This is a genomic window from Bacillus sp. GbtcB14 (genome assembly GCF_019091205.1).
In the GTDB taxonomy this organism is placed as follows: Bacteria; Bacillota; Bacilli; order Bacillales; family Bacillaceae_G; genus Bacillus_A; species Bacillus_A cereus_AG.
The window spans coordinates 167,404-180,550 of the sequence record NZ_JAGXJT010000009.1 but is presented as its reverse complement, the minus strand read 5'-3'; the positions used below and the strand labels follow the sequence as shown (position 1 = coordinate 180,550).

The following is a 13,147-nucleotide window of genomic DNA, read 5'->3' as shown; positions in this document are numbered from 1 at the left end:
CTGTTTCTGCAATTACTTCCACTTCTTCTAGAGCTTCTGTTTCTGCAACTACTTCCACTTCTTCTAGAGCTTCTGTTCCTGCAACTACTTCCACTTCTTCTAGAGCTTCTGTTTCTGTAATTACTTCCACTTCTTCTGGTATTTCTACAATGATTGTTTCTTCCAGTTTTTCTTCTGTTTTGACAATCACTGATTCTTCTGGAGCTTGCTTTTCTACTTCAATAGTAGGTTGTTCTATTTCTGTATTACGTTTAATTTCTTCTGATAATGTTGTATCCTCTTGCTCTACTTTAGAATCTACTAATTCCGCTTGTAGAATGTTTCGGACCACTACATCACTTTCTTGCTTAGCGTCTTCCATATGCTCAGCAATTGTTTGATGAAGTAATTCAGCCGTTGGAACTTCCTGCGGTGCACTAATTTCTTGAACCACTTCTTTTGCTTCTACTATAGGCTCTTGGCGTTCAATTTCATAACCGTTTTTCTCTAGCCATTGATCGACAACTGACTTTTCTTCCTTTTTACTCTGTTGACCTAGCTGATCAACTCCTTCATGACTGGAAGAATTCGTTGCTTGTCCTTCTGAGAAATCAGATAATGTATATCCTTTTTTCTCTAACCATGCATCAACGACTGATTTGCCCTCTACAGATATTTCAAGATCTTCTCTTTCCTTTTTTTCCTCCTGCTTTTCTTCCTTTTTCTCTACAGAAGGACGATTATATCCGTAAATTGGCGAAATCATTTCTGTTGGACGAAATGGTCTACGGTTACTTTCTTGCGAAGGTGCAGATGCTTTCTTTACGACAGGCTCTCTCTCCGGTTCATATTGTACTTCCGGCTCTTCATATGTAGAAACTACCTTTTCCACATACTGTCGTCTACTTCTTTCCACTTTGACCCCTCTTTGAGTAGGCTGATTTTCATATGTTACAACTTGAACAGGTTGTTCTTCAAAATTCCCTGTTGCTATAACATCCTCTTCATCGAACCCATTATCCGGTACTAATGGAAAACGGCATTTACCTGCATTCCTACTTGCCATTTGTGCTTCTCTTGCTTCAGTGTAGTGGTTTACACGAGGAATTTTCGGCTGACTTTCAACTTGCTTCGGTACTTCTTTATTCATCGCTGTTTGTTCTTCCTCTTTGTTAAACAGCTTTTTCATCCAATCTAACATGCTTACCACTCTTTCTACTAAATAGTAACATCCTTTATTGTATCAGCATTCGGCAAAAAGTGCAGGTAAAATTAAGCATGTCATATTTATCCATAATATTCTAATTTACGAGTGTTTTCATACGGAAAAACGCAGTCTTACATGTAAGACTGCGTTTAAGGTTTACTCTTCCGATATTCCTCTATACTATCCGTTACACTTTGCAATAAAGAATTTACATACTGTGGGTCAGATAATTTTTTATCTTCTTCAGGATTTGACATAAATCCAAGTTCTAACAATACGCCAGGAACTTTTGCCCAATTAAATCCAGAAAGATCCTCCCTGAATTTAATTCCATTTACTTTCACTTGCTGATTCTCTCTCATTTTATTTACAATCGTTTGAGAGATTTGAAGACTTTCAGCATAAATCTCTTTCGTATACGGACTTCCTTCTGCCGGCGTTAATACAGCAAATCCACTTTGATTCGGATTTTCAGAACCATCTGCATGAAGACGCAAAAACAAATTCGCCTTATAGTCATTCGCAAATGTCGCGCGTTCTTTATTACTTATATCCACATCTTGTGACGTTCTCGTCATTAATACTTGTATTCCCTTCGCTTCTAACTTTTCTTTTAATATGAAAGCCATTTCTAACACAAGAATAGCCTCTCTTTTTTTCGTCACAACACCAGTTGTACCATCTGTCACTTTATATTTTTGCGTCGTTGCTCCTGGCCCAATCGGCTCTAAATTTAAATTCGCTTTTTGTTGATGCCCTGGATCAATAACGACAAGAAACTTTCCTTGTTTTTCATTACTCTCTACTTTTTGTTCATTATTTTGCAGCAGTTGCTCCGTTGGCTGCACTGGCGTGGCTTCCTCTTTCTTTTCCTCAGCCGGCACTTGCTCATTCGTTTGAACTGCTTGCGGTTCTTCTTTCTTTTCTTGTTCTGCTTGCTGCTTTTCTACCGGTGCGTCTTCCTTGTTATCTTTGTTTTTTTCCTGCATAGAAGATGTTACTTCCTTTTTCGGCCCTTCTTGCGAACAACCTCCCATATATATTCCAATGAATGCAATCATGCTCATTATTTTTATATGCTTCATGTTTTTCTCCCATCACTTTGCACCGGTCTCAAAGTTTTTCTTATAATTGTTTTATAATCTCAGCCATATTTCCAATATGAACGGGTTGCCACGCTTCTGTACCGCGCTCTGCAGTATAAACTAGATAAGCATCATCAGCCACATTTACGAAAACTGGATCCCCCATATCTGTTTCATATCCAATAACAATCCATTCTTCCTGCCATTTACCGTTTTCTTCACTTATTAATGAGTTTTTATGTTTATCATATCGGTAACCGATTTGTCCTTTTTCTAATTCATTTTCGCTAAACACATATATTTCATAAGAATCTAGTTCGATATCTTGCTGTTTTGAAGTTTCAATTCGTTTCAGAAGTTCTGCAATTTTTAGTTGTTGTTTCATACGTCTATCCCCTTCTATTTTTCTAAATTTTAACTAGTTTGTTTATAAAATACAATATAGATTTTAAGAAAAAAGGTGACATCCTTATGAATATGAACGATTTTCTACATATACCTATCACAACTCGCAATATATTAACGATTCAATAGAAAAGAGAGGCTGTCCAAAAGGACAACCTCTCTTTTTTACATCAATTAAAATTTGAACTCTTGTCCAACTTCAAAGCTATCTTCTAATACAAGAATACCTTTTTCTTGTGGAGCATCTGGAAGCTCTAATTCACGTGCTGAGCAAATCATTCCAGAAGAAGGAACACCGCGAAGTTCCGCTGGTTTAATTAGCATACCGCTTGGCATTACAGCCCCAATTTTTGCAACGACCACTTTTTGTCCTGCATCAACGTTCGGTGCGCCACATACGATTTGTAATGTTTCTGTACCAATTTCTACTTTACAAATGTTTAACTTATCAGCATTTGGATGCTTCTCTTTTTCAGCTACATAGCCTACAACAAATTTTGGAGAAAGATCTGCTTCTACTGTTTCTTCAAAGCCGTTCTTCGCTAAAATTCCGTTGATTTTTTCTACAAATTCTTTCGTTAATGTTAGGTTACCTGTTTCTTTTACTTCTAAGTAAGAAGACGCATTAAAGATGTTGAATCCAGCTGTCTCGTTGCTTTCACGATCGTATACGCGTGCAACATCTCCTTTGCGATCAAAAGTACGGTTCTCTAAAGTAATATCTTGTAAGGCAACAATTAGAGTGTCACCAATTCCTTCAAGGTTGTAAAAAACGTTCACTTCGTTCATCCTTTCTCTTTTCCATCTGTCTTCTTCCGATTCTTCGCTAAAATAAAGATTGGCTCGAAGTCTCCATCTTCATATACGAATGAAAGTGATGTAATCGGAACATGCCCTTCGGCAAAAAATTTCATTGTCATTTGTGCAATAATATCATAACCGATTTCGTTGACGATATCAGCAATAATTAATACATCTTGGTGAGGAACAGCAACAACCATGTCACCAGAAATCTTTTCACGCATCGATTGTAGTAACGATTCGTTTAAAATACGCGTCGCATCATACCCATCGTTTGTGTTTAAAAAGTAGAATGTATTCCCTGCTACTGTTTCTTGTTTAAATTCATAACCTAATGAGCGAGCGTTGAATAATGCCATTTCACGCACTTGTTGCTCTGTAAGTTCTAATTTTTGTAATAGACGCTCATCAATGAGTCGATACGTTTTATTCGAATCTAGCGCATAGTAAATACGTGTTTCCGCTGTATGATCCGTCATAATAAACGGATTTCCTTCTTCTGCTTGTTTCGGGAAAGAAGTAGAGCGAATAACAGGTAAAATTTTCGCTGCGCTATTTTCTTCTTTATGCATCGCAATTAACGCTTCTTGTACGTAATAGGCAACCTCTTCAATTGCTTTTTCTTTATTCACTTCCCATTTTGCCACAACTCCTGGAAGCGATACGTTAATACCCTTTTTCGAGTCTTTCTGTTCTATACGTAGAACTTCTTTCTCGCTATCATACTGAAAGTCCCATTCTGGGCGAGATAATTTCTTCATTAACTCGTCTTTCATCTTTTTACTTGTCATCTTCATCTCTTTTTCCTCCCTTCCAAAAAAACAACCTCCCCCGCGAAGGTAGAGGTTGTTTTACAATTCAATTGGCAAATTGCCTTATTTTAAACCTTCAATAAACTCTTCGATTTGTTCTTGTGTTTTACGATCTTTGTTTACATAGCGACCTGTTTCTTCACCCTTATTGTACGCTACAAAGCTCGGAATGCCAAATACGTCTAATTTTACGCATAGATCAATAAACTCATCACGATCTACATAGTAAAATGAGAAATCACTATATTTCTCTTCTACTTCTGGCATAAATGGATCTACAAAACGGCAGTCTGGGCACCATTCTGCTGAGAACATAAAGACTACATTCTCTTCATTTTTCAATTGTTGGAATTGCTCCATGCTTTCTAATGATTTCATCTATATTTCCTCCTCTAACGAGTGCTTTTTTCATGTTATAATCTTTCTTTTATACTACCATACATCGCACATGGTGCAAGGTTTATGCTTGCTTTTCGTCATACTTATATTGCCCAACAAGTAACTTAACAACGTGTACAAATAATTCCGTGCGGTCGACATAATCATCTGTAAAGATACCGATCGCACCTTCGTGACTACGAATATCTTTTCTCTGTACAAACTCTTCCATCACTTCACTTAACTCCTTGCCCTCTTCAAGAGGTGCTAAAAAATCGGCTGGTAACTTAATACGTGCACCGCCTGCAACGAATGTTTTACCGGTACTTGTTGCTAGCGCGCCCCAGTTACACATAAATAAACCGTGCTCCGTTTTCATTACGCCGCCTTCTAACCCAATACCAATTTGAGCTTCTCCTTCTTGTAGCGCTCGCTTCGCTCTATTAGCCGCTCCTTGCATCGTCTCTTCATCTGAAAACGGCTGGTTTGCTACTCCTGAAGGAACAGAAAGAGATGTAATTTCAGCATCTTTCCAAACCTTCTCCACAGCATCAACCTTCGTTTTATTCTTCGATCCAACTACTACTTTCATTTCATTCACCTCTATATACATTCATCATTTCGCCCTACTTACATTATGCATCAATCACTACCACACATGGATGGGTCATCTATTCAAGCAAAAAAAGAAAGGCTCTTCAGCCCTTCTTCTCTACGCGTTATTCTTAATTGTCTCTAACGTCGTTTTATCCGTCGCTCTTACAAGCTTCGTAATGAGTTCTTTTGCTGCCGCATAATCATCAACATGTAAAATAGAAGCATGTGTATGAATGTAACGTGCGCAAACACCAATTACTGCTGATGGGATACCTGAGTTACTTGTATGTACACGGCCCGCATCTGTACCACCTTGTGAAATAAAGTATTGGTACGGAATGTTGTGTGTTTCTGCTGTATCTAAAATGAATTCGCGCATTCCTCTATGTGTGACCATTGTACGGTCGTAAATACGAAGAAGAGCACCTTTTCCTAATTGACCGAACTGCGTTTTATCACCAGATGCATCGTTTGCTGGACTTGCATCAAGCGCATAGAAAATGTCTGGTTGAATCATATTTGCAGCAGTTTGTGCACCGCGAAGACCAACTTCTTCTTGTACAGTCGCACCAGAGTATAATGTGTTTGGTAATGTTTCGTCTTTTAATTCTTTTAATAATTCGATTGCAAGGCCACATCCGTAACGGTTGTCCCAAGCTTTCGCCATAATTTTCTTTTCGTTTGCCATCGGCGTAAACGGACAGATTGGCACGATTTGTTGTCCTGGTTTTACACCAATCTCAATCGCATCTTCATAGCTGTCTGCACCTATATCAATTAACATATTTTTTATATCCATCGGTTTTGCACGTTGCGCGTCACTTAATAAATGAGGAGGAATAGAACCAACAACCCCAATAACAGGACCATTCTTCGTCATAACTTGTACACGTTGTGCTAATAGAACTTGGCTCCACCAGCCGCCTAGCGTTTGAAAACGAAGCATCCCGTTTTTCGTAATTTGCGTAACCATGAAACCTACTTCATCCATATGACCTGCTACAAGAACACGTGGGCCAGTTTCGTCCCCTTTTTTCAGACCAAATACGCTACCTAAACCATCTTGTACAATTTCATCCGCATATTTGCTTAATTCTTGCTTCATAAAACGGCGTACATCATGTTCAAAACCTGATGCACCTTGTAATTCTGTTAACGTACGAAATAATTGTAATGTCTCTTTATTCACGAAGTCCCCTTCTTTCAAACCTTAGTAGAATACCTCTTTTATTGTAACGAAATTTTCGAAATGTTTCTAGTTTCTTCTTTTTTAGCTGTATTTGCTTTATAATTATTATTGGTACACTATTTTTATTTTATAGAATTGAGGTGAATATATGAGCTGGAAAGGTTTAGTAGCAGGTCTTGGCGTTGGGTTCGCAGCTGGTTATCTTGTTGCAAACAAAGTACAAGAACAATCCCATATTTCTTCAGAAAAAGCATTGAAAATGGTGAAACAAGCATTAAGTCATAAAGGTGAAATTACTGGCTCTTGGGTACATATGGTTCCAGAGACATTTGAAAAATATGATGTCGCATACGAAGTGTATCGCGGCGGTCTTACAACGATGTTAGATGATATACAAGAACGATTTGAATTTTTGGTTGATGCTAAAACAGGTACTGTTTTAGAGGTTATAGCAGCATAAAAAGGAGGGTTCCCATTAGGTGAACCTCTTATTTTTTTGAAATTGTGGGTATTGATTAAAATTATATCAGCGATTTTTAAAATATATCGACTTACCGACAAAACCCGACAATAAAAAAGAGGCTGCTCCAATAAATATGATGGAACAACCTCCTATTTTTATGCTTCTATACTCGTTTTTCGTTCTATTTTTTCTACGATATGCCCTTCCTCATTCCACTTCACAGCACGATAATATGCGTCATGATAAAACGTAAACCACGCCTCTTTTTCAGCACCATACTCCATCCATTTTTGTTTATTTTCAATCGAGGTCATCGGATAATCATCGTATGCCATTACCCATAATACATTTTGATGCGCGTGCGTCGGCAAGAGATCTGCTAAATGTAGCATCGTTTCCCCTTGACTCTCCAAAATGATGACTGCATGTCCATCACTATGACCACCAGTATGTGCCATCTTGATTTCATCCGTAATTTCTATTTCTTGCTGGAATGTAACAACTTGATCTACAATCGGCTCCCAATTTTCCTTCCAATATGTATTGCGCGACCTGATATTTGGGTTCCTCATTTCATTCCATTCCGTTTCACTTACATACACTTTTGCATTCGGAAATGATGGTACAAGGTGATCACCTTCCCATTTCGTTAAACCAGATGCATGATCAAAATGAAGGTGTGTCATTAAAACATAATGAATATCTTCAGGCTTTAATCCCTGTTTTTCTAACGATTCATAAACCGATGATTCTTCTGTTACACCTTGATTTCGTTTCATCTTCTCATTCAACTTACCGTTTCCTATTCCTGAATCAATCAACATATTTCCGTCTTTCGTTTGTAAAAGTAACGGATCTGTTCGTAAATAAATATGATTTGTGTCATTGTGTTTATATTTACGTGACCAAAGTACTTTCGGCACAACACCAAACATTGCCCCTCCATCTAAATGTGTATTCCCGCCTTTTAGCCACGTTACTTTTATATCTCCAATTTGTAACTGTTCCATTTTTCATCCCCCTTTCCTTTTAATATTAACATAAAATTCCGATTATTTTAGTTACAAAAAACCTATGCATTACTGCATAGGCTCTGTGCGATATTTTGCTTCAACTCGGTAAATACGATGACCTTTACTTGAGAATTTCTCTTCGTATTCTGTCATAATGTTTCCTTCATAATCACTATTATGAAGATCTAGGCTCAGGTAAGTTAATAACATACCATACTCAGCCATACTCATTAGAGAGTATTCAAATAAACCTTGGTTATCTGTTTTGAAATGAATTTCTCCGCCTTCTACTAACACTTCTTCATAATTGCGTAAAAATGTTTTATACGTTAAACGACGCTTCGTATGACGATTCTTCGGCCATGGATCTGAGAAGTTTAAATAAACGCGGTCAATCTCACCTTTTGCAAAGAAAACTGTTAAATCTTCAGCATCTTTATTAATTAACTTTAAGTTCGGTACTTCTTCTTCAATTAATTTATCAAGTGCATCTACAACAACACTTGTGAATTTTTCAATTCCAATATAATTAATATGTGGGTTTGCTTTTGCCATATCATACATAAAGCGGCCACGACCTGTACCTACTTCAATATGAATTGGTTGTTCATTTCCAAATACTTCTTTCCAGTTACCAGCGCGCTCCTCTGGGTTTCCGATTACGATATGTGAATACTCATTAATTCGATCCATTGCATATGGTTTATGTCTTAAACGCATAGATGTCTCCCTCTCTTTACATAGCTATTTTAAAGGAATAATTCCTTCTCTCTGTTTTAATCAATCTCCCAAACAAAAAACCAAGTACGTACGAGCACTCGGTCCGTTTCTTTCAAGTATAAGATGTACCATTTTGATAAAAACTACATACAGCATTAAACATTCCATGACGAAACAGCTTTTTCTCGTACATTTGAAGAGAAAAACAATCGAAAGGATGATCCGTTCATGCCAATTAATCAACAACATCAATTAGAAGTGCTGAAAGATATTTTAGTCAATCACCAAAGTGATTGTTGCGGGACAGTTTCTGAATGCGAGCAATTAGAGCGTCTCATTCAATCGTTACTCGCAAACGATAGTATAAGTAGTGACGCTAAATCCATGCTAAACGATGTATATTCTTATAGTCAATCGGGTAAATCTTCCTCTAATTTGGACAACCACATTTCCAATAATCAAGAACAACTTACTCAGTGGATTGCTGGAATGGACAATTTTTCTTAAGTATTACTCTGAAGCAAGTAGTTGCTGTAAATATTGATGCCAATATTCAGCTTCTGCTTGCTGTTTTTTTGTTGTGTGCCATTGCATAGACAAAATCGTTTGTGCTATTACATACCATCTCATACGCCTAAGCAGCGATTCATCCATTTCAATATCATAATATTCGAGCCACTCGCTCCATTCATGGCGCGGAATGTACCAATATAATAACATACCGAGGTCTAGAGCTGGGTCAGCAATTACGGCTCCATCCCAATCAATTAAAAACAACTCATCTTCATCCGACAATAGCCAGTTGTTATGGTTCACATCACAATGGCATACAACGAATTCATTGTATTCAATATCTTTTAATGAATCCATTAAATATTGAAGGCCTTGCTGAATTGTTTCATCATCCCTTATATCTCCTCTTAAAACAAGTTGCAGTTGTTGTAATAACTCTTGTGCGTGAAGCGGCTGCTTCCCAAGTCTTTGAATCATCTGTACAAGCGCTTTAGAGGAGTGTATTTTCTTCAAAAGTTTCGCAACACGTTCTAGTTTCATATCCTCTGGCTCTAGCTTCTGTCCCGGAAGCCATTTTTGAGCAGAAATTACATCACCGTTCGTTACCCTTCTTGTCCAAAGTAATTTTGGAACAATTCCTTCTGCTGACAATACCGCTAAAAAGGGCGATGTATTCCGCTTTAAAAATAACTTCTGTTGTCCGTTTTGCGCAATATACGCATCGCCCGTTACTCCACCAGCCGGTACAAGACTCCACTCTTTTCCTAATAATTGTTCCAACCATTCCATATTCATTACCCGTTAACAAATCCTTATCTTTTATAGTTATGAAAAGAAAAACCGCAACATTTCTACACATGTTGTGGATTCATATATTTTACTGTAAATGAAAAGAAAACTTGGCATAAGCCAAAAATTCTCTATTTTATTTTACAAAACCAGTCATAGAATGACAACTTATCAAAATCGTCACCTTTGTCAATTCTACATTTATTACATTCTCATCGTCAAGTAGCGATTTGTCACATTATCGTCAATATATACGTGCTAATCGGAGCGAGCCTAAGTTCCTTTCCTCTAAATGAAGAAATTGGCTCTATTTTCGCTTGCTTTTCGTTTACTAACACATGCCACGTTTCTTCTTTCGGAAGTTGCACCGTTTTAGCTTCTAAACCGCTATTAAATAAAACTATAATCTCTTTCCACGGTCCAAATGATTCTGCATGCTCTAGGTGATATGCAAGTATTTCTGGAGATGTTTGCAAAAAAGTCGTGTGTTTTTTTATAAGTTCTGCGTTTTGTAATCGGAATGCTCCGTGCTCTTTGCGAATCGCAATTAAACCTTTTATATAGTTAACGCTCTCTATCTCTTCCTCTTTTTGATCCCAATCTAATTGATTAATTTCATCATTTGCATTATAACTATTTTCATTTCCTTGCTTCGTACGATAAAACTCTTGCCCAGCATGTAAGAAAGGAATGCCTTGCGAAAGAATCACCATTGCGCTCGCTAGAAGGTGACGTTTTTTCAAAATATCTTCTGGCTCTTCATTACTGCACATTAGTTTATCCCACATCGTCATATTGTCATGACATTCTACATAGTTAATGCTTTGCACAGGCTCTAGAAACAGACCTGTTTCTTTCATACTCAAAAGACTTCCCGATGCTATATACTGCAAATGATTACAGTCTACATGCCCACCAAATGCAAAACCACGTTTATTTATATGAAAGGTACTCCCTTTTATCCCATCACGAAATTGATCATTAAATTGCGCAATATGCGGCATTTTCTTTGCATTATTTAACGTTGCTTTTTCTTCAGCAGGAAGTGGTGTTTGTAGCTCCCATCCTTCTCCTAATAACAATGCATCTCGCTTTATGTTTCGCACTCCTTTTTCTATTATATTCATTGTATCCACATCTAAAATTCCCATTAAGTCGAATCGGAATCCGTCAACATTGTATTCAGTAAGCCAATATAAAATAGACTCTACAATGAATTTCCTCATCATTTTCCGTTCAGATGCTATATCATTCCCGACTCCCGTCCCATTAGAAGGCATGCCATCTTCACCATGACGAAAATAATATCCTGGGACAAGCTTTTCAAATGATGATAGCTCTCTTTCATACACATGATTATATACAACATCTATAATTACCCTAATGCCATGCTCATGAAATGTTTCAATCAACTGTTTACACTCTACTATCCTGTTATACGGATCAGAGAGGTCTGTAGCATAATATCCCGTTGGTGCATTATAATATAACGGATTGTAACCCCAATTATATGCAGAGGAAGGATTCGCCTCATCTACACCACCGAAACAATATAAAGGCAATAATTCAACATGTGTAACACCTAAATCTTTTATATGAGACAAGCCTGTTAACGTCCCATTTCGCCCTGTTGTTCCTTCTTCCATTAGCCCTTTATATGTTCCTTTTTTACTCACTCCACTGCCCTGATGAATAGTAGCATCACGAATATGCAGTTCATACAATATGGCATCTGTCATTGACTGTAATGTTGGTAATTGCTCTCTTTTTGTTACATTTGTCTTTTCCAAATCGATAACAATGCCGTACTTCCCATTTACAGTCACTGACTTTGCGTAAGGATCGACCGCTTCATTCCATATTAAATTAATACAAACAAGAAATGTATACTTTTCTCCAGCTAAATCACCTTGTAACGTATGAGTCCAAACCCCATTTTCTCCTCTATACATTTCATGATCGGTATATTCTTTATCACTTTTATAAGTCCTTACTTTTGCAAGCCTCGCAGTTGGAGCCCATACTTTAAATGTCGTTGCTTCTTTTTGATACACGGCTCCTAAATCTGTACCTTCGTAATAATACTTTTCATCGAAAATCGCTGTTCTTATGACAGCACCTATTTGTAAATCTGTTTCTTCATTCCGTTCATCTCGTACTGTATAATACTTCCCCACATCTAGCGGCTCTTCTATAAAGCACTCATACTTCGTTGCATCCGGAAGCGCAATTGTATGAGCAATCGGTAAATCTTTCACGTTACTTCCTTCTTGCAAACGAAATGTCCGACTTGTTCCATACGCATGTGGGAGCAAAATTGTAATTTTATTCATTTCATCTAAATAGGCATCAAATGGACGTTTTACTTTCAACATAAAAAAATCACCATCATTCTTAAAGTTAAAATAAAGTGAAACTTTGATCAGTGGGAAGGCTTTCCCACTGATTGTTAGCCCACGCCAATCGGGCCTTTATGGGCAGTAAATAGAGGGGTGAAACGAGCTGCAAATGATAAGGCTTTTCTTATCAGCGAAGCCCTATACAGTAACACATTATTCTCTATAGTATATTCACCTGTATAAAAAACGTTTTCATACATTCTATTTTTGTAATTTTATTTCAGCAATCGCTTTATACTTCGGTGTCTCCGTCACGTGAGATTCGTATAAAGTAATCGTATCCGCTTGAAATGATATTTCAGGCACTTTCTTTATATGTTCTAAATCAAACTGTTCTTCTCCTACCCATTTACGAGCAACAGTAATATGCGGATGATACGGGCGCGTTTCTAAAGGAAATCCATTCCCTTCGCAAATAGCATGTACTTGCTTTTGTAATTGAAACAAATGTTGATTCTCGCTTACCTTTGACCAAAAAATACGCGGCCTATCTTCCATACCGAACGTTGAAAACCCTTGTAAGGTGAACGATAATTCCTTTGTTTCTATAAGTGTTTGTAATCCATTCTTTATTCCTTTTAATTGTTCCTCTGTCGCACTACCTAAAAATGAAAGGGTAATATGATAGTCTTCTTTATGTACCCACGAACGAAATGGTAATTCTTCCTGCATTTCCTCTTTATAGTTAGACAGCACTTCTTTTATATGACTTGGTAACGTAATCGCGACAAAATAATGCAGCTCCATGTACATCTTCTCCTTCTTTCTATTGTTGCTTTTCTTTCTTATCTCATTCA

General features: G+C 37.3%; 14 protein-coding genes and 1 pseudogene. 2 read left to right on the top strand and 13 right to left on the bottom strand.

All coding sequences use genetic code 11. From position 1 onward, the window contains the following. The 8 genes and pseudogenes from KVT31_RS23400 to KVT31_RS23365 form a co-directional block, all read right to left on the bottom strand. A pseudogene (locus KVT31_RS23400) lies at positions 1–1,180 on the bottom strand (DNA translocase FtsK); the annotation flags it as partial. 155 nt (positions 1,181–1,335) lie between these two features. After that, positions 1,336–2,271 (bottom strand): N-acetylmuramoyl-L-alanine amidase, encoded by a 936-nt coding sequence (locus KVT31_RS23395; RefSeq protein ID WP_140392568.1) that lies wholly within the window; start codon positions 2,269–2,271, stop codon positions 1,336–1,338. Between the two features lie 40 nt (positions 2,272–2,311). Then, positions 2,312–2,656 (bottom strand): thiamine transporter, encoded by a 345-nt coding sequence (locus tag KVT31_RS23390; protein ID WP_088098035.1) that lies wholly within the window; start codon positions 2,654–2,656, stop codon positions 2,312–2,314. A gap of 194 nt (positions 2,657–2,850) precedes the next feature. Next, positions 2,851–3,465, bottom strand: a complete 615-nt coding sequence (ytpR, locus tag KVT31_RS23385) for a YtpR family tRNA-binding protein (RefSeq protein WP_088098036.1) — start codon at positions 3,463–3,465, stop codon at positions 2,851–2,853. Next, positions 3,462–4,274, bottom strand: coding sequence for a DUF1444 domain-containing protein (locus tag KVT31_RS23380; RefSeq protein WP_000784602.1), 813 nt, complete (start codon positions 4,272–4,274; stop codon positions 3,462–3,464). Before KVT31_RS23380 ends, ytpR begins: the two co-directional genes overlap by 4 nt. Positions 4,275–4,352: 78 nt before the next feature. After that, complete coding sequence (locus KVT31_RS23375; protein ID WP_000838193.1) at positions 4,353–4,667, bottom strand: thioredoxin family protein; 315 nt, start codon at positions 4,665–4,667, stop codon at positions 4,353–4,355. An 82-nt stretch (positions 4,668–4,749) separates the two neighbouring features. Beyond that, positions 4,750–5,259: a DUF84 family protein gene (locus KVT31_RS23370; RefSeq protein WP_088098037.1), complete on the bottom strand. Its 510-nt coding sequence runs from the start codon at positions 5,257–5,259 to the stop codon at positions 4,750–4,752. A gap of 120 nt (positions 5,260–5,379) precedes the next feature. Then, complete coding sequence (locus KVT31_RS23365; protein ID WP_001031515.1) at positions 5,380–6,453, bottom strand: M42 family metallopeptidase; 1,074 nt, start codon at positions 6,451–6,453, stop codon at positions 5,380–5,382. 148 nt (positions 6,454–6,601) lie between these two features. Here KVT31_RS23365 and KVT31_RS23360 point away from each other — a divergent pair, with 148 nt between their 5' ends. After that, positions 6,602–6,913, top strand: a complete 312-nt coding sequence (locus KVT31_RS23360) for a PepSY domain-containing protein (protein ID WP_000118541.1) — start codon at positions 6,602–6,604, stop codon at positions 6,911–6,913. A 158-nt stretch (positions 6,914–7,071) separates the two neighbouring features. Here KVT31_RS23360 and KVT31_RS23355 read toward each other — a convergent pair whose 3' ends face one another. Then, positions 7,072–7,926, bottom strand: coding sequence for a YtnP family quorum-quenching lactonase (locus KVT31_RS23355; protein WP_088098039.1), 855 nt, complete (start codon positions 7,924–7,926; stop codon positions 7,072–7,074). A 69-nt stretch (positions 7,927–7,995) separates the two neighbouring features. Further along, a complete protein-coding gene (gene trmB / locus KVT31_RS23350; RefSeq protein WP_001239384.1) occupies positions 7,996–8,649 on the bottom strand; it encodes a tRNA (guanosine(46)-N7)-methyltransferase TrmB in 654 nt (217 codons plus the stop codon). A gap of 228 nt (positions 8,650–8,877) precedes the next feature. Between trmB and KVT31_RS23345 the strand changes: the two genes are divergently transcribed. Further along, entirely contained in the window at positions 8,878–9,156 is a 279-nt protein-coding gene (locus KVT31_RS23345) for a YtzH-like family protein (RefSeq protein WP_088098040.1), read from the top strand. Between the two features lie 3 nt (positions 9,157–9,159). Here KVT31_RS23345 and KVT31_RS23340 read toward each other — a convergent pair whose 3' ends face one another. From KVT31_RS23340 to thpR, 3 genes are all read right to left on the bottom strand, one after another. Then, positions 9,160–9,957 (bottom strand): phosphotransferase family protein, encoded by a 798-nt coding sequence (locus tag KVT31_RS23340; protein WP_002096266.1) that lies wholly within the window; start codon positions 9,955–9,957, stop codon positions 9,160–9,162. Between the two features lie 227 nt (positions 9,958–10,184). Further along, entirely contained in the window at positions 10,185–12,326 is a 2,142-nt protein-coding gene (gene pulA, locus KVT31_RS23335; RefSeq protein ID WP_088098041.1) for a type I pullulanase, read from the bottom strand. Positions 12,327–12,551: 225 nt separating this feature from the next. Beyond that, positions 12,552–13,097, bottom strand: coding sequence for an RNA 2',3'-cyclic phosphodiesterase (gene thpR / locus KVT31_RS23330; protein ID WP_088098042.1), 546 nt, complete (start codon positions 13,095–13,097; stop codon positions 12,552–12,554). Positions 13,098–13,147 lie beyond the last annotated feature (50 nt).

What these genes read in the sequence shown, in the direction of transcription:
- KVT31_RS23395 (WP_140392568.1), bottom strand. Translation starts at nt 2,271, where the DNA reads ATGAAGCATATAAAAATAATGAGCATGATTGCATTCATTGGAATATAT.
- KVT31_RS23390 (WP_088098035.1), bottom strand. Translation starts at nt 2,656, where the DNA reads ATGAAACAACAACTAAAAATTGCAGAACTTCTGAAACGAATTGAAACT.
- ytpR (WP_088098036.1), bottom strand. Translation starts at nt 3,465, where the DNA reads ATGAACGAAGTGAACGTTTTTTACAACCTTGAAGGAATTGGTGACACT.
- KVT31_RS23380 (WP_000784602.1), bottom strand. Translation starts at nt 4,274, where the DNA reads ATGAAGATGACAAGTAAAAAGATGAAAGACGAGTTAATGAAGAAATTA.
- KVT31_RS23375 (WP_000838193.1), bottom strand. Translation starts at nt 4,667, where the DNA reads ATGAAATCATTAGAAAGCATGGAGCAATTCCAACAATTGAAAAATGAA.
- KVT31_RS23370 (WP_088098037.1), bottom strand. Translation starts at nt 5,259, where the DNA reads ATGAAAGTAGTAGTTGGATCGAAGAATAAAACGAAGGTTGATGCTGTG.
- KVT31_RS23360 (WP_000118541.1), top strand. Translation starts at nt 6,602, where the DNA reads ATGAGCTGGAAAGGTTTAGTAGCAGGTCTTGGCGTTGGGTTCGCAGCT.
- KVT31_RS23355 (WP_088098039.1), bottom strand. Translation starts at nt 7,926, where the DNA reads ATGGAACAGTTACAAATTGGAGATATAAAAGTAACGTGGCTAAAAGGC.
- trmB (WP_001239384.1), bottom strand. Translation starts at nt 8,649, where the DNA reads ATGCGTTTAAGACATAAACCATATGCAATGGATCGAATTAATGAGTAT.
- KVT31_RS23345 (WP_088098040.1), top strand. Translation starts at nt 8,878, where the DNA reads ATGCCAATTAATCAACAACATCAATTAGAAGTGCTGAAAGATATTTTA.
- KVT31_RS23340 (WP_002096266.1), bottom strand. Translation starts at nt 9,957, where the DNA reads ATGAATATGGAATGGTTGGAACAATTATTAGGAAAAGAGTGGAGTCTT.
- pulA (WP_088098041.1), bottom strand. Translation starts at nt 12,326, where the DNA reads ATGTTGAAAGTAAAACGTCCATTTGATGCCTATTTAGATGAAATGAAT.
- thpR (WP_088098042.1), bottom strand. Translation starts at nt 13,097, where the DNA reads ATGGAGCTGCATTATTTTGTCGCGATTACGTTACCAAGTCATATAAAA.